The organism is Cupriavidus sp. PB-02 (genome assembly GCF_058252315.1).
The window spans coordinates 1,764,859-1,785,873 of record NZ_CM177694.1; the positions used below are offsets into that span (position 1 = coordinate 1,764,859).

Annotated in this window: 19 protein-coding genes and 2 pseudogenes; 14 read left to right on the forward strand and 7 right to left on the reverse strand. The window is 67.6% G+C overall.

The features are described from left to right. The 9 genes from AC10V3_RS08465 (at position 1) to dmpG (ending at position 7,802) form a co-directional block, all read left to right on the forward strand. Entirely contained in the window at positions 1–1,068 is a 1,068-nt protein-coding gene (locus AC10V3_RS08465; protein WP_022534686.1) for an NADH:ubiquinone reductase (Na(+)-transporting) subunit F, read from the forward strand. A gap of 15 nt (positions 1,069–1,083) precedes the next feature. Beyond that, positions 1,084–1,407: a 2Fe-2S iron-sulfur cluster binding domain-containing protein gene (locus AC10V3_RS08470; RefSeq protein ID WP_454751823.1), complete on the forward strand. Its 324-nt coding sequence runs from the start codon at positions 1,084–1,086 to the stop codon at positions 1,405–1,407. Between the two features lie 43 nt (positions 1,408–1,450). Beyond that, a complete protein-coding gene (locus AC10V3_RS08475; protein ID WP_022534688.1) occupies positions 1,451–2,386 on the forward strand; it encodes a catechol 2,3-dioxygenase in 936 nt (311 codons plus the stop codon). Between the two features lie 70 nt (positions 2,387–2,456). Beyond that, complete coding sequence (locus AC10V3_RS08480) at positions 2,457–3,911, forward strand: 2-hydroxymuconic semialdehyde dehydrogenase (protein ID WP_022534689.1); 1,455 nt, start codon at positions 2,457–2,459, stop codon at positions 3,909–3,911. 8 nt (positions 3,912–3,919) lie between these two features. Then, positions 3,920–4,702, forward strand: a complete 783-nt coding sequence (gene dmpE, locus AC10V3_RS08485) for a 2-oxopent-4-enoate hydratase (RefSeq protein WP_041681356.1) — start codon at positions 3,920–3,922, stop codon at positions 4,700–4,702. 34 nt (positions 4,703–4,736) lie between these two features. Then, positions 4,737–5,525, forward strand: coding sequence for a 2-oxo-3-hexenedioate decarboxylase (gene dmpH, locus AC10V3_RS08490; protein ID WP_349604535.1), 789 nt, complete (start codon positions 4,737–4,739; stop codon positions 5,523–5,525). 20 nt (positions 5,526–5,545) lie between these two features. Further along, positions 5,546–5,737 carry a 2-hydroxymuconate tautomerase gene (gene thmT / locus AC10V3_RS08495; RefSeq protein ID WP_454751826.1) on the forward strand — a complete coding sequence of 64 codons (192 nt, stop codon included), beginning with the start codon at positions 5,546–5,548 and terminating at the stop codon, positions 5,735–5,737. A 32-nt stretch (positions 5,738–5,769) separates the two neighbouring features. Next, positions 5,770–6,714 carry an acetaldehyde dehydrogenase (acetylating) gene (locus AC10V3_RS08500; protein WP_454751827.1) on the forward strand — a complete coding sequence of 315 codons (945 nt, stop codon included), beginning with the start codon at positions 5,770–5,772 and terminating at the stop codon, positions 6,712–6,714. A 35-nt stretch (positions 6,715–6,749) separates the two neighbouring features. After that, entirely contained in the window at positions 6,750–7,802 is a 1,053-nt protein-coding gene (gene dmpG / locus AC10V3_RS08505) for a 4-hydroxy-2-oxovalerate aldolase (RefSeq protein WP_454751828.1), read from the forward strand. A 158-nt stretch (positions 7,803–7,960) separates the two neighbouring features. Here dmpG and AC10V3_RS08510 read toward each other — a convergent pair whose 3' ends face one another. Together AC10V3_RS08510 and AC10V3_RS08515 are read right to left on the reverse strand one after the other, a co-directional pair. After that, a complete protein-coding gene (locus AC10V3_RS08510; RefSeq protein ID WP_454751829.1) occupies positions 7,961–8,131 on the reverse strand; it encodes a hypothetical protein in 171 nt (56 codons plus the stop codon). Beyond that, positions 8,083–8,352, reverse strand: a pseudogene (locus AC10V3_RS08515) (acetoacetate--CoA ligase); the annotation flags it as partial. The gene AC10V3_RS08510 and the pseudogene AC10V3_RS08515, both read right to left, overlap by 49 nt. Between AC10V3_RS08515 and AC10V3_RS08520 the strand changes: the two are divergent. Beyond that, a pseudogene (locus tag AC10V3_RS08520) lies at positions 8,326–9,108 on the forward strand (integrase core domain-containing protein); the annotation flags it as partial. The pseudogenes AC10V3_RS08515 and AC10V3_RS08520 sit on opposite strands and share 27 nt — an antisense overlap. 187 nt (positions 9,109–9,295) lie before the next feature. Further along, on the forward strand, positions 9,296–9,745 hold the full coding sequence (locus AC10V3_RS08525; RefSeq protein ID WP_454752575.1) for a GDP-mannose mannosyl hydrolase: 450 nt from the start codon (positions 9,296–9,298) through the stop codon (positions 9,743–9,745). A gap of 82 nt (positions 9,746–9,827) precedes the next feature. Here the strand turns inward: AC10V3_RS08525 and galU are convergent, their stop codons facing one another. Next, positions 9,828–10,823: a UTP--glucose-1-phosphate uridylyltransferase GalU gene (gene galU / locus AC10V3_RS08530; RefSeq protein ID WP_022534698.1), complete on the reverse strand. Its 996-nt coding sequence runs from the start codon at positions 10,821–10,823 to the stop codon at positions 9,828–9,830. Between the two features lie 513 nt (positions 10,824–11,336). On the opposite strand from galU, the gene AC10V3_RS08535 reads away from it, so the two are divergent. Next, on the forward strand, positions 11,337–13,751 hold the full coding sequence (locus AC10V3_RS08535; RefSeq protein WP_490923508.1) for a hypothetical protein: 2,415 nt from the start codon (positions 11,337–11,339) through the stop codon (positions 13,749–13,751). A gap of 76 nt (positions 13,752–13,827) precedes the next feature. Here AC10V3_RS08535 and AC10V3_RS08540 read toward each other — a convergent pair whose 3' ends face one another. The 4 genes from AC10V3_RS08540 to AC10V3_RS08555 form a co-directional block, all read right to left on the reverse strand. Continuing rightward, positions 13,828–15,000, reverse strand: coding sequence for an acyltransferase family protein (locus AC10V3_RS08540; protein ID WP_490923510.1), 1,173 nt, complete (start codon positions 14,998–15,000; stop codon positions 13,828–13,830). A 10-nt stretch (positions 15,001–15,010) separates the two neighbouring features. Then, positions 15,011–15,664, reverse strand: coding sequence for an LbetaH domain-containing protein (locus AC10V3_RS08545; protein ID WP_022534701.1), 654 nt, complete (start codon positions 15,662–15,664; stop codon positions 15,011–15,013). Positions 15,665–15,861: 197 nt separating this feature from the next. Beyond that, complete coding sequence (locus tag AC10V3_RS08550; protein WP_022534702.1) at positions 15,862–17,010, reverse strand: acyltransferase family protein; 1,149 nt, start codon at positions 17,008–17,010, stop codon at positions 15,862–15,864. Positions 17,011–17,054: 44 nt separating this feature from the next. Then, positions 17,055–18,233: a glycosyltransferase family protein gene (locus AC10V3_RS08555; RefSeq protein ID WP_022534703.1), complete on the reverse strand. Its 1,179-nt coding sequence runs from the start codon at positions 18,231–18,233 to the stop codon at positions 17,055–17,057. A gap of 268 nt (positions 18,234–18,501) precedes the next feature. Here AC10V3_RS08555 and AC10V3_RS08560 point away from each other — a divergent pair, with 268 nt between their 5' ends. Beyond that, on the forward strand, positions 18,502–19,752 hold the full coding sequence (locus AC10V3_RS08560) for an oligosaccharide flippase family protein (protein ID WP_022534704.1): 1,251 nt from the start codon (positions 18,502–18,504) through the stop codon (positions 19,750–19,752). Further along, entirely contained in the window at positions 19,752–20,813 is a 1,062-nt protein-coding gene (locus tag AC10V3_RS08565; RefSeq protein ID WP_490923511.1) for a glycosyltransferase family 4 protein, read from the forward strand. The genes AC10V3_RS08560 and AC10V3_RS08565 overlap by 1 nt, the downstream gene beginning before the upstream one ends. Positions 20,814–21,015: the final 202 nt, after the last annotated feature.

The window sequence follows — 21,015 nt, forward strand, 5'->3', positions numbered from 1 at the left end:
ATGTATTCGCTGACGATTGAACCGATCGGCCAGACCATCCCCATCGCGCCGGGGCAGACCGTGCTGGACGCCTGCCTGCGCAACGGCGTGTGGCTGCCGCACGCCTGCTGCCACGGCCTGTGCGCTACCTGCAAGGTGCAGGTGGTGGACGGCGAGGTCGACCAGGGCGAGGCCTCCAGCTTCGCGCTGATGGACTTCGAGCGCGACAACGGCCAGTGCCTGGCCTGCTGCGCCACCGCGCAGTCAGACCTGGTGATCGAAGCCGATATCGAGGAAGACGCCGACGCCGAGGGCCTGCCGCTGGACGACTATTGCGCGGAGGTGGTGGAGACGCGTGCGCTCACGCCGACCATCCTCGGCATCTGGCTCAAGCCCAGGGACGGCAAGCGCGCCGCGTTCCAGGCCGGGCAGTACCTGAACCTGATGGTGCCCGGCTGCGACCAGCCGCGCGCGTTCTCGCTGGCCAACCGGCCGGGCGAAGAGCTGGTGGAACTGCACGTGCGTCGCGTGGAAGGCGGCCCAGCCACCGCCTGGCTGCACGAACAGCTGGCGGTGGGCAACAAGCTGCGCTTCTCCGCCCCGTACGGGCGCTTCTTCGTGCGCAAGTCGGCGCAGGTGCCGATGCTGTTCCTGGCGGGCGGCTCGGGCCTGTCCAGCCCGCGCGCGATGATCCTGGACCTGCTGGCCGCCGGTGAAACGCTGCCGATCACGCTGGTCCAGGGCGCGCGCAACCGCGGCGAGCTGTATTACGACGACGAGTTCCACGCGCTGGCGCAGGCCCATCCCAACTTCCGCTACGTGCCGGCGCTGTCGGACGAACCCGCCGACAGCGGCTGGAACGGCGCGCGCGGCTACGTGCACGACGTGCTGCACCAGCTCTACGCGCAGGACGGCAGCGCCGACTTCCGCGGCCACAAGGCCTACCTGTGCGGCCCGCCGCCGATGATCGAGGCCTGCATCCGCACGCTGATGCAGGGGCGCCTGTTCGAGGCGGACATCCATACCGAGAAGTTCCTGTCGGCCGGTGACGCGCAGAACAGTGCGCGCAGTCCGCTGTTCAAGATCTGAGCAAGGAGGCCATGCATGCATACCGTCGAGATCGCCGGCAGCGGGCAGCGCTACGCCTGCGCGCCGGAGCAGAACCTGTTGCGGGCCATGGAAGTGCTGGGCCAGCGTGGCATTCCCGCCGGCTGCCGCGGTGGCGGCTGCGGCGTGTGCAAGGTACGCATTGAGGCCGGGCACTACCACGTGGGGAAGATGAGCCGGGCCTGCCTGTCCGAAGCGGAACAGCGCGACGGGCTGGTGCTGGCGTGCAAGACCTATCCCGACAGCGATATCCGGCTGCGCCCGGTGGCGCTGCTGCAGCGCTGCCTGGAGCGGTACGCGGCCAGGCGCGTGCAAGCATGAACCCGCATGACCACGCAGTAAAGACACACACAAGGAGACAGACATGGCATTGACAGGCGTATTGCGCCCGGGGCACGTGGCCCTGCGCGTGCTGGAGCTGGAGCCGGCGGTGAAGCACTACACCGAGGTACTCGGCCTGATCGAGACCGCCCGCGACGAACAGGGCCGGGTGTTCCTGAAGGCGTGGGACGAGCACGACCACCACAGCGTGGTGCTGCGCGAGGCCGACAGCCCGGGCATGGACTACATGGGCTTCCGCGTCGACAGCGGCCGCACGCTGGAGCGTCTGGCGCAGGAGGTCGAGCAATCCGGGCTGGCAACGGCCTACCAGTGGATCGCCGCGGGCGAGCATCCGCACACCGGCGTGCGTTTCCGCTTCACCATCCCCACCGGCCACGCCATCGAGCTGTTCGCCGAGAAGGACAAGCCCGGCTGCAAGACCGGCGACCTGAACCCGGACCCCTGGCCGGACGACCTGCGCGGCATGGCACCCAGCCGCTTTGACCACTGCCTGCTGTATGGCGACGATGTCGACGGCACGGTCAAGCTGTTCCGCGAGGTGCTGGGCTTCTCGATGGCCGAGCAGGTGGTGGCTGGCCCGGATGGCGAGATGCTGATCGGCGCCTTCCTGACGTGCTCGAACAAGGCGCACGACATCGCCTTTATCCGCCATCCGGAGAAGAACCGCTTCCACCATGCGTCGTTCCTGCTCGACAACTGGAGCGAGGTGCTGAAGGCGGCTGACATCATCTCCAAGAAGGATGTGTCGCTCGATATCGGGCCGACCCGTCACGGCATTACGCGCGGGGCGACGATTTATTTCTTCGATCCTTCAGGGAACCGCAACGAGGTGTTCTCCGGTGGCTATATCCACTATCCGGACAAGCCGACGATAACGTGGACGGACAACGAGTTGGGCAGGGCGATCTTCTATCACGACCGCAAGCTGAACGAGGCGTTCCTGAATGTGCTGACCTGAACGGAGCCCTTGGTTTGCTCCCCTCTCCCCGCAAGCGGGAGAGGGGACACTTCCACACAAGAGAACCAACATGAAAGACTTCAAGAACTTCATCAATGGCGAGTGGGTCGGCACCGCACGCACCTTCGAGAACCGCAACCCCGCCGACAACACCCTGATCGGCCACGTGCACGAAGCCGGCCAGGCCGAAGTCGATGCCGCCGTGCAGGCCGCGCGCAACGCCTTGCATGGCCCGTGGGGCCGCATGACGGTGGCGCAGCGCGTGGAGCTGCTGCACGCCGTCGCCGACGGCATCAACCGCCGCTTCGACGAGTTCGTGCAGGCCGAGATCGCCGACACCGGCAAGCCCTACGTCCTCGCCAGCCATATCGACATCCCGCGCGGCGCGGCCAATTTCAAGGTCTTTGCCGACCTGATCCGGAACGTGCCGACCGAGAGCTTCGCCATGGACACGCCGGACGGCGGCAAGGCCATCAACTACGCGGTGCGCAGCCCGCGCGGCGTGATCGGCGTGGTGTGCCCGTGGAACCTGCCGCTGCTGCTGATGACATGGAAGGTCGGGCCGGCGCTGGCATGCGGCAATACCGTGGTAGTCAAGCCGTCAGAGGAAACGCCCGCCACCGCCACGCTGCTGGGCGAGGTGATGAACGAGGCCGGCGTGCCGCCGGGCGTCTACAACGTCGTACACGGCTTCGGGCCGGACTCTGCCGGCGCCTTCCTGACCGGCCACCCGCAAGTCAACGGCATCACCTTCACGGGCGAGACCCGCACCGGCGAGGCCATCATGAAGGCAGCCGCCAATGGCGTGCGGCCGGTGTCGTTCGAACTGGGCGGCAAGAACGCCGGCATCGTGTTTGCCGATGCGGATTTCGACAAGGCCGTGGCCGGCATCACGCGCTCGGCATTCGAGAACAGCGGACAGGTCTGCCTTGGGACGGAGCGTGTCTACGTGCAGCGCCCGATCTTCGAGCGCTTTGTCGCCGCGCTGAAGGCGAAGGCCGAAGGCCTGAAGCTCGGGCGGCCGACCGACGATGGCGTCAACATGGGCCCGCTGGTCTCGCACGAGCATCGCGACAAGGTGCTGTCCTACTATCGCAAGGCCGCCGAAGCCGGCGCCACGGTCGTGACCGGCGGCGGCGTGCCGCAGATGCCGGGCGTGCTCGCCGAAGGCGCCTGGGTGCAGCCGACCATCTGGACCGGCCTGCCGGAGAGCGCGGCAGTGATCCGCGAAGAAATCTTCGGGCCGTGCTGCCATATCGCCCCGTTCGACACTGAAGAAGAAGTCATTGAACTGGCCAACGATACCCCATACGGCCTGGCGGCCACCGTCTGGACCAGCGACCTTGGCACCGCGCACCGCATGGGCAGCGCGCTGGAGGTCGGCATCTGCTGGATCAATGCCTGGTTCCTGCGCGACCTGCGCACGGCCTTCGGCGGCGCCAGGCAGTCCGGCATCGGCCGCGAAGGCGGCGTCCATTCGCTGGAGTTCTACACCGAACTGCGCAACGTCTGCGTCAAACTGTGAGTCCCATCATGCATAGCGAACTGATCCGCGAAATCGGCGCCAGCCTGCACCAGGCGCTTGCCACCCGGCACCCGCTGGCGCCGCTGACCGACTCCTGGCCCGACCTGACCATCGACGACGCCTACCGTATCCAGCTGGCCATGGTGCAGCACCGGCTCGACGCCGGCGAGCGCGTGGTCGGCAAGAAGATCGGCGTCACCAGCCGGGTGGTGATGGACATGCTCAACGTGCGCCAGCCTGACTTTGGCCACCTGCTGTCCGGCATGGTCTACCCGGACGGTGCCGCCATCGCCGCCGACACGCTGATCGCACCCAAGGCCGAGGGCGAGATCGCCTTCGTGCTGAAGGACGACCTCGAAGGCCCGGGGGTGACCAATGCCGACGTGCTGCGCGCGACCGCCTATGTGCTGCCGTGCTTCGAGATCGTCGACTCGCGCATCCGCGACTGGAAGATCCGCATCCAGGACACGGTGGCTGACAACGCGTCCTCCGGCGTCTTCGTGCTGGGCGACGCCGCGGTCGATGCGCGCAGCGTGGACCTGGGGACCGTCGGCATGACGCTGGAGAAAAACGGCGAGATCGTCGCCACCGGTGCCGGCGCCGCCGCACTGGGGCATCCCGTCAACGCGGTCGCATGGCTGGCCAACACGCTGGGAAGGCTGGGCATCGGCCTGAAGCGCGGCGAAGTGATCCTGTCCGGCTCGCTGGCCGCGATGGTGCCGGTGGCCGCCGGCGACCAGCTGCGCATCAGCCTGGGCGACATCGGCTCGGCCGGCGTGCGCTTCGTCTGATCACCTTTTATCGATTATCCGTGCAGGACAAGCCATGAACCTGACCCAAGAGACCATCGCCAGCCTTGCCGAGTTGCTGGAGAACGCCGAGCTGCAGCGCGAGGCGGTACCCAAGATCACCGATGACCACCCCGACATGGACTGGGACGACGCCTATGCGATCCAGGACGCCATCCGCGCGCGCAAGGAAGGACGCGGCACCCGCATCGCCGGCCTCAAGATGGGCCTGACCTCGTTCGCCAAGATGCGCCAGATGGGCGTGAGCGAACCGGTGTACGGCTTCCTGACCGACTACGGCGCGTGCATGGATGGCGCCGCCATCGATACCGGCACGCTGATCCATCCCAAGATCGAGGCCGAGATCGCCTTTGTGCTGAAGGCGCCGCTGAAGGGGCCGGGCTGCCATATCGGCGATGTGCTGGCCGCGACCGACTTCGTCGTGCCGGCGGTAGAGGTGATCGACTCGCGCTACGAGAACTTCCGCTTCGACCTGAAGAGCGTGATTGCCGACAACACCTCGTCGGCCCGCTTTGTCGTCGGCGGCAGCCATCGCAGCGCGCAAGGACTCGACCTGAAGAACCTCGGCGTGGTGCTGGAGAAGAACGGCGAGGTGGTTGCCACCGCCGCGGGCGCGGCAGTGCTGGGCCATCCGGCCAACAGCGTTGCGATGCTGGCCAACATGCTTGGCGCACGCGGGCGCGAGCTGCCGGCCGGCACTTTCATCATGACCGGCGGCGTGACCGAGGCGATTGCGGTAGCGGCCGGCGACAACATCACCGTCAGGTACCAGCACCTCGGCACCGTGTCGATGCGCTTCCTCTGAGCGGACCCGGGAGACACACCATGCCAATCATGCAGGTTTTCCTGATCGAAGGCCGTACCGAAGAACAGAAGGCGCGCCTGATCCGCGCGCTGACCGATGCCGCGGTGGAAGCGGTCGGCGCGCCGGTGGAAACCGTGCGCGTGCTGATCACCGAAGTGCCGAAGACGCAGTTCGGCATCGGCGGCAGGACGGCCAGGGAACTGGGCCGCTGACGCGGCAAGACAACCACGACAAGGACAGCGACATGGACATGAAAGCAAGCGCCCGGCACAAGGTGGCCATCATCGGCTCCGGCAATATCGGCACCGACCTGATGATCAAGGTGATGCGGCACGGACGGAACCTGCAGATGGGGGCCATGGTCGGCATCGATCCGGCTTCAGACGGTCTGGCCCGCGCGGCGCGCCTGGGGGTGCCGACCACGGCAGGGGGCATTGAAGGGCTGGTCGGCATGCCGGGCTTTGGCGACATCCGCATCGCCTTCGACGCCACCTCCGCCGGCGCCCACGCGCACCACAACCGCGTGCTGCAGCAGCATGGGGTGCGGGTGATCGATCTCACGCCGGCCTCGATCGGTCCGCATGTGGTGCCGGTGGTCAACCTCGACCAGCACCTGGCTGCGCCCAATATCAACATGGTGACGTGCGGCGGCCAGGCCACCATCCCGATGGTGGCGGCGGTGTCGCGCGTGGCGAAGGTGCACTACGCCGAGATCGTGGCATCGATTTCCAGCAAGTCGGCGGGGCCGGGGACGCGTGCCAATATCGACGAGTTCACCGAAACCACCAGCCAGGCGCTGTGCTCGGTCGGCGGCGCCGCGCGCGGCAAGGCCATCATCGTGCTCAACCCGGCCGAGCCGCCGCTGATGATGCGCGATACCGTCTTCACGCTGTCCGAGGATGCCGATCCCGCCGAGATCGAAGCCAGCGTCGAAGCGATGGTGCAGGCCGTACAGGCCTATGTGCCCGGCTACCGGCTCAAGCAGCGCGTGCAGTTCGAGCGAATCGACTTGTCCGCGCCGCTGAACATCCCCGGCCTGGGGCCGATGAGCGGTCTCAAGACCTCGATCTTCCTCGAGGTGGAGGGCGCCGCCCACTACCTGCCGGCCTATGCCGGTAACCTCGACATCATGACCAGCGCGGCGCTGGCCTGCGCCGAGCGCCTCGCCGAAACCCGGCTGGCCGCATGAAGACCGCACCACGCACCGAACGCAGGGAGCCTGATATGACCGCAAACTCCGCAAAGAAGCTCTATATCTCCGATGTGACGCTGCGCGACGGCAGCCACGCCATCCGCCACCAGTACAGCCTGGACCAGGTACGCCGCATCGCCGCGGCGCTCGATGCCGCCCGCGTGGATTCCATTGAAGTGGCGCATGGCGACGGCTTGTCCGGCTCCAGCTTCAACTATGGCTTCGGCGCCCACACCGACCTGGAATGGATCGCCGCCGTCGCCGAGACCGTGCGCCATGCGCGCGTCGCCACGCTGCTCCTGCCTGGCGTCGGCACCGTGCACGACCTGCGGGCCGCCTACGATGCGGGCGCTCGCGTGGTGCGCGTGGCCACCCACTGCACCGAGGCCGACGTTTCGCGCCAGCATATCGAATTCGCGCGCGAACTCGGCATGGATACCGTCGGCTTCCTGATGATGAGCCACATGACCCCGCCCGCGGCGCTGGCGCAGCAGGCCAAGCTGATGGAGAGCTACGGCGCGCAGTGCGTGTATGTGGTCGACTCGGGCGGCGCGCTCAGCATGCAGGACGTGCGCGACCGCTTCCGCGCGTTCAAGGACGTGCTCAGGCCCGAGACGGCCACCGGCATGCACGCCCACCACAACCTCAGCCTGGGCGTGGCCAATTCCATCGTCGCGGTGGAGGAGGGCTGCGATCGCGTGGACGCCAGCCTTGCCGGGATGGGCGCCGGTGCCGGCAACGCGCCGCTGGAAGTGTTCATCGCTGCGGCCGAGCGGCTGGGCTGGAACCATGCCTGCGATCTCTATACGCTGATGGATGCGGCGGACGATATCGTCCGTCCGCTGCAGGACCGCCCGGTACGCGTGGATCGCGAAACGCTGGCGCTGGGCTACGCCGGGGTGTATTCCAGCTTCCTGCGGCATGCGGAGACCGCTGCGGCGCGGTATGGGCTGGGGACGGTCGATATCCTGGTCGAATTGGGCAAGCGCGGGATGGTGGGAGGACAGGAGGACATGATCGTGGATGTGGCGCTGGATTTGCTGGCGCGGCGGGCGCAACCGGCAGGCTCGACTGCCGTGGCGTAGAAGCGATTCCTGGATCAGGCGAGGGGTCCGGGTTTCGCTTCTTGCGCTGCGCACAGCGCCGGTGCGGGATTTGCAGGACCGCACCGGCCAGTTCAACACGGCCGGTAGCGATCTTCGCCGAGCCGGGAACGGGCGCGACAGGGACTCACCATTGAAAGCTATCTTGTGCCGCCACCATGGTCGGTGATAAACGAAGCGTTTTCGAGCGTCTTCGCGTACTCGATAAAGAAGTCCAGGCTGCGCGGATTTCGCATGGTGTCCGGGTTGGCGACCTTGCCTAGCTCGGCGCCCAGCAGCATGAACCGCCGTAGGAAGTGAAACGTATCCAATCGCCTTGACGCCACACACCTGGGTACATGTCGAAGTAACTATCGCGGTAACGGCTTCCGTCCGGGTCGTTCCAGAAATAAAGCGGCATGGACGGCATTGGCTGGGTGATCACCAGTTCGCCCACCTCATCGACAACAGCTTGTCCCGCCTCATTGAATGCAAAGGCCGCGACGCCCAGTTCAGGGCACTGGATTTCGTTGGCTGTTGTGCAGACGCAGGGCCGAAGTACAGTCCCGATGATCGACCCTACATCGAACGCTTCTTCGGGACCATTGCGAGCAGACTGTCTTCCAGATTGCCTGGCTATACGGGTTCGCATCCCCGTGATTTGCGGCGCGCGCTGGCTGATCCGAAGGGAAAGCTACGCTTGTTTGTGTCGTTTGACGAGTTGGAGGAGTTGGTCGAATACGCTATCGCGAGCTACAACGGTACGCCGCATGCCAGCCTGAACAATGTCACGCCACTTGAGGCGATGGAGTATTTTATTCGGGGCAAGGAACAGTTGGTGACATGGCTGCCCGAACATCGGCGCCGCACGCTGTGCCTGATGCAATCGGCCAGGCGTTGCACAGTGCGCGCATACCTCGACCGGGGCGTTCGACCGCACATCAATTTGTATGGCGTGCGCTACACAAGCAGCGTCCTCGCCTGCAGCACGGATCTGATCGGCAAGAGCCTGCCTATCTATCTGAATGCCGATGATCTTCGCTGTGTCCGTGCGTTTCAACCTGACGGCGTTGAGTTGGGGCTCTTGGAGGCGCAAGGGGGCTGGGGCGTGATACGGCACAACCTGAAACTACGCCAGCAAATCAATCAGGAGAAGGAAGACAAGAAGCGGTCGCGTGGGCGAGTCGAGGCGGATCCCATCGCAGACTACGTCGACGGAAAGCTGGCGCAGGCAAAGAAGACACGGAAGGCTGCATCCGATTTGGCGGAGGCAAAGCGGATCTTGTCGTCCGCGCCGACGGCGCGAACTCGTAGAACGAACTTTCCTTTGTTCTACGACTGGTGAACGAGGCGCATTACATAGCAATGTCCATGCGGTGCTCGCGTGGCGCGAATTCAGGCGGCCGTGGGAAGGGTTTCGGCGTCTCGCGCCGGGTAGATGCCCGCAGGCAGTGCCGTACACTGTGGCGATGACCAGACCCGCTGACACCTCTGCCATGCTGAGCCAGGACGACTTCCTTTACGTGATACACGCCGCGCCGCTGGTGGCCATCGACCTGGTGGTCTCCGAACCGGGCGGGCGCATCCTGTTGGGCCGGCGCAAGAACCGGCCGGCACAGGGCACGTGGTTCGTGCCGGGAGGCCGTATCCGCAAGGACGAGCATCTGGACGACGCCTTCCAGCGCATCGCGGCCGACGAGCTGGGTCTCGACCTGCGGCGGCGAGCGGCGCGTATGCTGGGCGCCTTCGAGCATTTTTATCCGGACAACTTTGCCGGCGCGCCGGGCATCGGCACGCACTATGTGGTGCTGGCGTATGAGGTGCAGGTGCCCAGCATGGCGCTCGCCGCGCCGCAGGAGCAGCACAACGCGTACCGCTGGATGACGCCTGTCGAGATCCTCCGCAACGACGACCTGCACGAGAACACGCGGGCCTACTTCCGCTAACCAAGAAAAAGCCCGCGCAAAAGGCGCGGGCCAAATGCCTTGCACGCCGCGGCAGCCGGCGGGGGCCCGGCTGCCAGGCACACTAGGCATCCGCGGCAGCCAGCGCATCATTGGCCATCGACGCTTTGGCGCGCGCTGATTCGGGCTCAGGTTGCGCAGCGGCGGCGCCGTCAGACGCCGGCAGCGTGGCCAGGAGTGCCGGCAGCGCCAGCGCGTGCTCGGTGCGCAGATATTGCTGGAAGGGCTCGCCCACCTCGGAGTGGCGAAGCGCGAACTCCACCGTCGCCATCAGGTAGCCCAGCTTGCTCCCGCAGTCGAAGCGGCGGCCGTGATAGCGGTAGGCCAGCACCTGTTCCTCGGCAAGCAGCACCTGGATCGCATCGGTCAGCTGCAGTTCGCCGCCGGCGCCAGGGGTGAGGGTCTGCAGGTAGTCGAGGATGCGCGGTGTGAACACATAGCGGCCGACCACGCCGAGCCGCGAGGGTGCGTTCTCCGGCGCCGGCTTCTCGACGATGCCGGACATCTTCATCAGGCGCTCGTCCCAAGGCTTGCCGGCGACCACGCCATAGGCGCGCGAGTCTTCCGGCGCGATCTCTTCCACGCCCACCACCGAGCTGTGGTAGTGGTCGAACACGCGGATCATCTGGCTCAGCACCGGCGTGGGTGCATCGAGCAGGTCGTCGGCCAGGATCACCGCGAACGGTTCGCCGCCGACCAGCTTGCTGGCGCAGCGCACGGCATGGCCCAGCCCCAGCGGCTCGGCCTGGCGCACGTAGAAGCAGTCGACATGCGACGGCTTGATGTTGCGCACCACGTCGAGCAGTTGCTGCTTGCCGCGCGCCATCAGTTCGGCCTCGATCTCGCACGATTTGTCGAAATGATCTTCGATGGCGCGCTTGCTGCGCCCGGTGACAAAGATCAGCTCGGTGATGCCGGCCGCGACTGCTTCTTCCACGGCGTACTGGATCAGCGGCTTGTCCACCACCGTCAGCATCTCTTTCGGGCTGGCCTTGGTGGCCGGTAGGAATCGCGTGCCGAGACCGGCCACCGGGAACACGGCTTTCTTGACCTTGAGCATGACGTTGTCCTGTCTTTGGTTGGAACGCTGGGGTCCGGCGGTGCCGCTATGGGGCGTGCAGCGCAACCGGTACTTGCAGCGTATGGCGCGCGGCGGGTGGCGTTTTGCCAACAGTTCGCCAATTTCGGCCACCGCCGCCATTGGCGCCGCGGCGCTTTGCGGTCCGGGCCGCATTGGTGGGCGCGCTGCGCTCATCGGCTTCGGCGCGTTAGTCGCACTCGTCGGCTGGAGGTAGGGTTTTGGCCGATTGATCCGGCAGGCCCTGCCTAAGCTTCCGAAACCGGCCGGACAGTGCCGGAGCGGCGGTCGTGCACGCCGCCGACCCGCGCCCGCGCCACCACTCCCTGTCCGGTGGACCCCGGCACACCTCGCCGGTGCCAAGGCGGCATCCCGGACCATGCCGGCATCCATCGCCGCCAGCCCGCGGCGGTGCTGCTGCCGCACGCACCCGCCACGCACCGACTCAGGGACCAACCTCAGGGACCAACCTCAGGGACCAACGATGGAGAAGCCATGACGATCTGTTCCAGCCCCAAGGCAAGCGCGGCGGCCGTACCGTGCCTGCGCACCGTTTTCGCCAGCCTGTGCCTGTGGTGTTCCCTGCTGTTTGCGCTGTCCGGCTGCGGCAGCGGCGGTGGCGACGGGGGCGGCGGCGCGCGCCTGGCCGTCGAGGCCTCGGACGCCTGGACCCTGTGCGCGACCGAGAACAAGACCTGCGTATTCAGCGGCACCCACCAGGTCAAGTACGGCACCGAGACCCAGTATGTGATCAAGTCCTTTACCGGCGGCACGCCCTGTGACAACGGCGTCTTCGGCGACCCTGCGCCGGGCGCGGCCAAGAGTTGCTGGTACGACGCCGGCGCGACGTCTGCGGCGGACAACAGCTGGGTCGCGTGCGGCAACGAGAACAGCTTCTGCAGCTTTAACGGCACGCGCGTGGTCAAGTACGGCACCACGACCCAGTACGTTACTAAGACCTTCTCCGACGGCGTGGGCTGCAACAACGGCGTGTTCGGCGATCCTGCCCCCGGCGCCGCCAAGGGCTGCTGGTATGCAAACACCGCCGCCGAGCCGGCAGCGCCCACGCCCAGTGCCGGCAGTCCCACGCGCGCGGTGCTCAGCTGCAACAAGCCTGGCACCAGCGTGGCAGCCGGCGGTGCGGGCGATGCCATCGAGGCCGACTTTGCTGGCGGCGACGGTACCCGCATGGCGGCGGCGGGCGCGGCCTTCCAGCTTCGCATCACCACCCGCACTGGTGCCGACGTCGTCGTGAACTGGCAGATCGCGGACACCTGGGGCACGGTGCGCGCGCAGGGCAGCTTCCCGGCCGCGGCCGGGGCGCGTACCACCACGCTGGACTGCATGTCGGCGCTGGCCGGCTATTTCGCCATCTCGGCCAGCCTGGGCTCGGCGCCGTCAGGGCTGCGCGCGCGTGGCACGCGCCCGGACGGCATCGCGACCTTTGGCGTACTGCCTGACATGTCACCGGTACTGCCGGCGGCCACCTTTGCACGCCAGGACCTGCGCCGTTTCGGCGGGCAGGGCGCGGCCTACCTGCTGCCGGGCCAGGCCTGCTGCACCGGCGACGGCTACCGACCGCTCTACACCACGCTGGGGCTGAGCTGGGTCAATGACAACCGCAACTGGTACAAGATGGAGCCGAACGGCCCGAATACCTTCTCGGCGGAGGCGGACCAGCTCGCGCCGTTCTTCAAGCCCGGCGACCTGATGCGCCTGATCCAGCTCGACGGCATCCCGGCGTGGGCCAGCCCCACCGGTGCGGCCACCCACAGCTATGCGCCCAAGTCGCTGGCCGACTACCAGAACTACATGGGGCGCGTCGGCCAGGAGTCGGACCGGATCCGCAAGCAGTACTTCCCGGCGCAGGCGGCCAACTATTACCAGGTGACCTGGGAGCCCGACTATGCCGGCGGCCTGCCCTGGCTGGATACGGATGCCAACCTGGTGGCGATGTACCGGGCGACGTGGCAGGGCATCCACGGCACCGATCCGTCAGCGGTGGTAATGGGCATCACCAATGCGATGGTGCGCGAGAACAGCAAATGGCTGAACCGGCTGGTACCGCAGGGACTGGCGCCTTACCTGGACGGCGTCAGCGTGCATGGCTACTACGACATCGGCACCTCGCCGTCGCATCCGCCGGAACGGCTGGTGGGCGACAGCGACGCCGCGGCGGCCGCCAACGCGCTGCCGGCCTCGATGCGTGAGCTGCGCCACGCGGTCGCCAGCCAGCTCAAGCGCGGTGCCCGGCTGTTTGTCACCGAGACCGGCATCAGCTACGACATCGGCACCAGCTATGGTCCGGCCTATCCCACGCCCAACGCGCTGTACGGGCATGGCGCGGTGGTGGCGCGCACGCACCTGATCCTGCTGGGTGAGGGCGCCGACGTGACCTTTGTGTTCTATGCCAGCGACACGCCCGAGGCCGGGGGCCAGGCCGGCTACGGCCTGTTCTTCGACCTGGAGAACGCGCATGGCGGCTACGGGCCGGCGCAGATCAGCCCCAAGCCGGCGGCCATGGCGGTGGCGGCGATGACGCGCCTGATCGATGGCACCAATACCCTGGGGCCCCTGACGGACCTGCCCGCCGGCGCCTATGGCTATGCGTTCCAACGGCTGGGCGGCGGCAAGGTCGTGACCGCACTGTGGGCGCACAGCAATGCGAGCTGGAACGCGGCGGCGGGCTTCAGCACCACCTTCGGCATTCCGTACAGCCTGCAGGTCGATGCGCCGGGCACCAGCGGCCAGGTCTCTGTGCTCGACATGATGGGCAACCCCATCTCGGTGCCTTACACCAACGGCGCGGTCAACCTGCAACTGACCGGAACGCCGATCTACGTGGTGTCCGTCAATGCGGCCGTGATCCAGTCGCGCACGACCGCTCCTGAAGGCTACGTACCGCAGTAGCCGACCCCAGCGCCGGCCGGCACGCAACGATGTCGGGCCCGGCGCCATCTCTGCCCCAGTCGATACCGTCATGCGCTCAGGCAGCCGGCCGCTTGCCAGGCAGCGCTGCAGCGCCTTCCACCGCGCCGGCATCGGCATCCGTCACGCGGCGCTGCCGCGACGGGAACAGCGCGTCGCGCAGCCGCAGGCAGGGAAACTCGATCGCGCGCGTGGTCAGGAAGCCGATCCCGGCCGCCAGCCCGAACTGCAGCACCAGCGCCGCGACCCACACCAGCGGCACCGGCACGCCAAAGGCCAGGGCCTTGCGGATAAAGAAGTCACCCGGCGCCAGCGCCAGCGAGTGCCACAGGTAGATGCCGTACGAGTAGACGCCGGTCCATGCCACCGCACGATAAAGGCGCGCATTGCTCAGTGCGGCGGAGTACTCCAGCACCAGCACGATCAGCGCGACGAAGCCGATGGCCTGGATCGTGTAGCCCACGCTTTCCTCGGCGCCCAGCGCCTTCTGCAACCAGCCCAGCCACGCCACCAGGCCCAATACCAGCGCCAGCAGCAGCGGCATGTTGCGCGCCAGGCGCCGGTACACATCGGGCAGCATCCAGTAGACCGTGGCCAGCATCACGCCGATCAGCAGGCTGTCGATGCGGTACTGGGTGTAGAACGCGGCCGCGTGCAGGTCGCCCGCCGCCACCACCGCGCAGCGTGCCGCCAGCACCGCGGCGCATAGCGCGCCTAGCGTCCACAGGATGGCGCGCGCGCTGGCGCGCCAGCGGCCCAGGAACAGCAGCAGCGCGGGCAGCAGCAGGTAGAAGTGTTCTTCCACCGCCAGGCTCCAGGTCTGCGCGATCGACGAGCCCAGGTAGTTCTGCAGGTGCGTCAGGTTCTGGTACAGGAAGGTGCCGGGCGGGTGGCGGCCCACCAGCACGTGGAACAGGATCAGCGCGTAGTACGCCGGCCAGATCTTGAAGATGCGCCGGATGATGAAGCGGCCCGCATCGACCTGCCCGCCCTGCGCGTACTGCCGCAGCAGCAGGCCGCCGACGAGGAAGCCGCTGAGCGTGAAGAACAGGTTCACGCCTTCGCGGCCGTATTGCTTGAACGGGTATTCGATCACGGCCAGCAGCGGGTAGCCAGTGGTGACGGTGTGGAAATGCATCCCCATCACCATGATGATCGCCACGCCGCGCACGAAGTCGAGTTCGATCGAACGGCCGCGTTCGGCGCTGATCGTCTGTGCCAGATCGCGCATGACAGTCTCCTTAGGGCGCGTTGCCTGCGTTGGGTGCGTTGTGTCCGGGGCTGGTGCCGTCGAACCGGTTGCGGATAAAGCGGCAAGGATTGCCACCGTAGATGCCTCCGGGTGCGAGCGAGCGGTGCACCACCGACATCGGCGTGACCACCGCGGAGCGCCCGATGGTGACGCCCTTCTGCACGATGCAGCGCGAGGTGACCCACGCGCCGTCTTCGATCACGATCGGCGCGACCTGCAGGTCCATGTTGCTGTCGACCGCGTGCGACCCGGTGGTGAGGAAGCTGCCCTGCGATATGCAGACGTGCGAGCCGATACGGATGCGGTCCTGGTTGTACAGCCAGACATCGACGCCGAACCAGCAGGCATCGCCGACTTCCAGGTTCCAGGGGTATTTGACGCGGATCGGATGCATCAGCCGGCAGCCGCGGCCGATGTGCGCGCCGAACATCCGCAGCAGCCCTACACGCAGCGCGGAAAACGGCACCAGCTTGTTGTTGATGAGCGCGGCCTCCAGCACGAACCACAGCGCTTCGACCAGCCGGCCGCGCCGGCGCGCGTAATTGCCCTTGCCGGCCTGGTCCAGCGCGATCACGCGGCCGTCGTCGCCTGGGCGCCTCAGGCCAGCGCCTTCCGGCCGGTGCGCCAATGCATCGCCTTCCATGTTCGACCTCCCGTTCTTGTGCCGCCGGATCGAGTTGTCCGGCGTGCGGCTGTCTCGCTGCCTGATCTTGTGTTCCCGTTAGGAAAATTATTGATCGTCAATCGGCGCGCAACGCGCCTTGCGGCGCGTTTGGCAAGCACGGCGTAGCTTTTGGCGGACGCGTACTAGTGCACTGCGCGCGAGCCTTGCACCGACCGCTATGGCAGCGGGTGTTGCATGCCGCGCGCCGGTGTTGCCGCGACGCTGGCGCGGTGGTCCGGGAAGACCGCGTCGCGCAGCCGCAGGAACGGGAATTCCACCGCGCGCGTGGTCAGGTAGCCGGCGCAGATGGCAATGGCGAACTGGAGCACCACTGCCATTGCCCAGGTCGTCACCGGCGGCACGCCGTATGCGAGCGCGGTGTTGATGAAGATCTTGCCGGGCTCGCGCGCGATGGTATGCCACAGGTAGATGCCATAGGAGTACAGGCCCACCCACGCCACCCAGCGGTACGGGAGCGTATCGCGCAGCCGGCCCGAGTGCTCCAGCACCAGCACGATCAGCGCGCTGAAGCCGATCGACTGGATGGTGAAACCGATGCTTTCCTCGACCATGATCTCGTCCTGCAGGAATACCAGCCATACTAGCAGCGCGGCCACGGCCAGCATCAGCCAGGCCCGCCGCGTCGCCAGCTTGCGGTAGTGGCCGGGCAGCAGCCAGTACAGGATCGCCAGCATCACGCCGAACAGCAGGCTGTCGACGCGGTAGTGCGTGTAGACGTAGGCCGCCTGGATCTCGCCGGCGCTCACCGCCGCGCTGCGCGCGGCCAGCACCAGCAGGCAGGCGGCGCAGAGCAGGCACAGCAGCGTGCGCGGCCCCAGGCGCAAGCGCGCGGCCAGCAGCAGCGCCGGTGGCAGCAGCAGGTAGAAGTGCTCTTCCACCGCCAGGCTCCACGTCTGCGCGATGCTCGAACCCAGGTAGTTCTGCAGGTGCACCACGTTCTGCAGCAGGAAGCTGTCGCGCGGATGCCGGCCGACGATGGCATGGAACAGGATCAGCGCGTAATAGGCGGGCCAGATCTTGAACATGCGGCGGATGATGAAGCGACGCGCGTCGATGGTGCCGCGCTCGGCCAGCTCGCGCATCAGCACCCCGCCGACCAGGAAGCCGCTCAGCGTGAAGAACAGGGTCACGCCTTCGCGACCGAAGGTCTTCAGCGGGTATTCCAGCAACCAGACCAGGGTGCTGCCGGTATTGACGGTATGGAAGTGGATCCCCATCACGGCAATGATGGCCATGCCGCGAATGAAGTCAAGTTCGCGCAGGCGCGCAGACGCGGGCGCTCCCGCCGCGTGTGGAAGTGGCATCGTCAGCTCCTCGGATCAGGGCGGCCCGCGCGGGGGCGCCGCGGCTATGCCGCCGCACGGCGCAGCGTCAGTTTGAATTCGGCGACGGTGTGGCGCGCCAGCAGGTGCGCATGCGAGCCGGTGCCCCCGGCGCGGGGCAAGGGCGGCTGCACGAGCTGGTCCAGTGCGCCGTGGATGGCCCCGACCGACAGGTCGTCCATGACCGGGCCCAGGTCGCGGCCGCAGCAGAACCAGCCGATCAGGCCGTCGGCCGTGGCCAGCACCGGCTTGCCGAAGCGGTAGGCCTGCACCAGCACCCCGCTCATGCCGTAGTGGCCCTGGTAGCCGAGCCACACCGCGTCGCAGGCGGAGAACAGGTCGGCTTCCTGCGCCTCGGGGATAAAGCGGTCCAGCACCAGCGGCGGCGGCGACAGGCTGGCGGTCGCTGCCGGCAACCACGCGCGGACTTCCTCGTCCTGTACGCCGGCCACCACCAGCCGCGGCGCGCCGGTACGCGTGGCGAGGGCGTAGACCAGTTCGCGGATGCCCTTGCGCGCGGTGATGGCGCCGTAGACCAGCAGCACCGGGCCGCTATCCGGCCCCAGCCCCAGGCGCGCGCGCGCCGCCGACTGCGTGGCCGGCGTCATGTCGGGGCCGGGATCGGCAAGATACGCCAGTGCCGCGCCGCTGCGGTTGCCATGCCATGCGGGCAGGGTGGGGTCGATCGAGAGCAGCGTCTTCAGCCCCGGCGTGCGCAGTGCGCGGCGGAACAGCAGCGTCTTGAGCGCATTGACCAGTGGCTGGCGCGGCGCGCGCACGCCCACGCGATGGTGGTGGAAGCCGGCGCGCATGGTGATGCCGAGCCACGGCGTGGCGCCAAACGGCGAGCGCAGCAGCGGCAGCGCCCACAGGAAGTAGTCCGCGTAGGGCACTAGCACCAGCCCGGCACGGTGCGCGGCGCAGGCCTGCCGGTACAGGTGCCGGAAGATACGCCAGTAGCGCACGTAGGCGACGCGCCCCGCGCCCCTTCCCGCATCGGCCGGCAGCGGCAGCGCCATCACCGCGCAGCCGGGATGGCGGCCGGCCTGCAGCGCGTGTGCCAGCGGATGGCCGAGGTTGGCTTCGTCGGTCACCACCACGCAATGACGCCCGGCTTCGGCAAAGGCCTGCAGCGCCCATTCCACGTAGCGCCAGCGGTGGCCGGAGAAGTCGGGTTCGATGATGAAGAGGCTGGCGTCGGGCATTCTCATTCCCTGGTTGACGGCTGCGGGCGGCTGCGTTTGCCGTGTGCCGGTGTGCGCGTGTCGACGACGATATGGCAACACTAGCAGCGCGCTGCCGTCGGCAACCGCCATTCTGCAGAGCGCCCGCTGGCGGAAGAAGGCGTTCGGCGCGCGCCTGTCCGATAGGCGCTAGACGATGGCGGAACGCCGCGGCGGCGCCGGGTTCTAGTGGAGTCCGGTGCATGCCGTTGCCGCCCGCGCGATCGGCTCGGCACAAGGACGAGGCTCCATGATCAAGACCCTGAAATTCGTGGCGGCGCTGCCCCGCCGGCGGCCCGCCGCCAGTTCTGCCGTGTGGGTGCTGGCCCAGCAGGCGCTGGTGCGCGGCATGGTCGCGGTCAAGTTCCTGGTGGTGGGGCGCCTGCTGGGTCCTGAGGCGCTCGGGGTCGTCGGCGTGGCGCTGCTGGCGGTGGCAATCGCCGAGGCGCTCAGCGACACCGGCCTGCCGCAGGCGGTGATCCAGGGCCAGCGCGCGCCGGCGCCCGCCGAACTGGGCGCGGTGTGGTCGGCGCTGGCCTGCCGCGGTGCGCTGGTTGCCTTGCTGCTGCTGGGACTGGCGCCGCTGCTCGAAGCGCAGTTCCACCTGGCCGGCGCGCTGCCGCTGTTGCAGCTCGCGGCCGCGTTGCCGTTGCTGCGCGGGGTGGCCTCGCCCGCCTACTATGTGGTCACGCGCGAGCGCGACTTCCGGCGGGTGGCCGTATTGGAGAGCGTCGTTGCCGTGGCCGACTGTGCCATCAGCGTCGGGTGCGCACTGGGCGGCGCCGGCGCCTACAGCGTAGTGATCGGCCTGCTTGCCGCCGAGACGCTGAAAAGCGCGCTGACCTGGGCCACCATGCGCCCGCGCCCGCCGCTGCAGCTGCGCTGGACCGGCATCGGCCATTTCCTCGGCTTCAGCCGCTGGATCTGGGCCGCCAGCGTGGTCAACCTGCTGCTCAACCAGTTCGACAAGGTGATGGTCGGCAAGCTGCTGGGACCGGCGCAGCTGGGTGCCTACCAGATGTCGTCCAAGCTGGCGCAGATGCTGCTGGCCGACGCCGGCATCGCCATGTCGCAATACCTGTTCCCCACCTTCGCCGCGCACCACCGGCAACAGGACGGCGCCGCCGCGCGCCTGCTGCGCCGGCTGCTGGGGCTGGGCGCGGCGGCGCTGGTGCTGGCGGTGGCCGCGCTGAACCTGGCGGCGGCGCCGCTGTTCCTGCTGCTGCTCGGCCCCGGCTGGCTGGAGGCGGTGCCGCTGTTTCGGGTGTTCACGCTGAACATGGCCATCGGCGCGCTGATCGCGCTGCTGGTGGCCTACCTGCGTGCCATCGGCAAACCGCGCGTAGCCACGCATGCCTCGGTGGTGCAGGTGGGCGTGCTGCTGGTTTGCGTGCCGCCGGCCACGCACTGGTGGGGCGCCACCGGCATTGCCTGGTCCATGACCGTGGGACTGGCCAGCGCCATGGCATGGATGCTGACCAAAGCTTTGAGGAGCAAGTGATGCGCATTCTTCATCTGGTGCTGTCGCCGCGCATGTCGGGCGCGGAGATCCTGGTGCGTGACCTCGCGCTGTACCAGCAGCACGGCGGCGAGGCCGTGGCGGTGGCGGCGCTGATGCCCGCCCACGATGACTTCGCGCCGCTGCGGGCGCAACTGGCCGCGGCGGGGGTGGCCTGCAGCTTTCCGAAGCGCGCGCTGCGCCCGTTGGCGCGGCTGTGGTATCTGCACGGCGTGATGCGCCGCTGGCGGCCAGACATCGTCTTCGCGCACGCCACCATCCCGGCCTTCTATGCGCGCGCGCTGCCAACGCGCGTGCCGGTGGTGTACGTGATGCACTCCGCGGTCAACGACTTCCAGCGCGACCTGTTCCGCTGGACCGAACGCCTGCTGTCGCGGCGCGCCCGTGCGGTGGTGGGCGTGGCGCAAAGCAACGTGCGCGACTACCTTGCCGAGGTCGGCACGCATCCGCGCCTGACGGTGATCCCCAATGGTGTTGATACCAGCCGCTTCGGGCTGCCGGCCACCGCGCCGTCGGGCGCCGCACCCTTGCTGCTGCAGATCGGTCGCTACGACGCGGTCAAGAACCAGCTCCGCACCGTGCGCGCGTTCCAGGCCACGCTGCAGCAGGTGCCGCAGGCCCGGCTGGCGTTGTACGGCGTGATCGAGGACGCGGTGTACTACTGCAAGGTGCGCGCCCTCGTTGCAGCGCTGGGGCTGACCGACAAGGTCAGCATCAACGGCCCGTGCGACGATGTGCCCGCGCTGCTGGCGCAGGCCTCGGTGTTCGCGATGCCCTCCGCGTCGGAGGCGCACAGCATCGCTTTCCTGGAAGCCCTGGCCAGCGGCATCCCGGTGGTGGCGAGCGCGATCCCGGCGTTTGCATTCGCCGAAGGGCACGATGCGGTTCAACTGGTCGACTGCGCGGATTCCGCGGCCTATGCGCAGGCGCTGGTCCGTGCCCTGGCGCAGCCACGGGCGCGGCGGCCGCTGGAGGGGCTGACGCTGCACGACACGGCGCGGCGCTACCAGGCGATTGCGCACGAAGTGCTAGGCGTGGCGTGAAGGGAATACAAGTGACCCGGCCGGCACGGATGCACCAGATTCTCAAAGCGTTTCGTTGATTTGGGGCACAGCCGGGCAAGCGTTGCTTTTGTGCAAAACACAAGCGCGTTTGCCCTCACTTGGCGAATTAAGAATGCACCAGATCACGTCTTAGTGTTATTTATATCACGTTCGAATTGGTGCGTTTATGTTGCGATGCAAC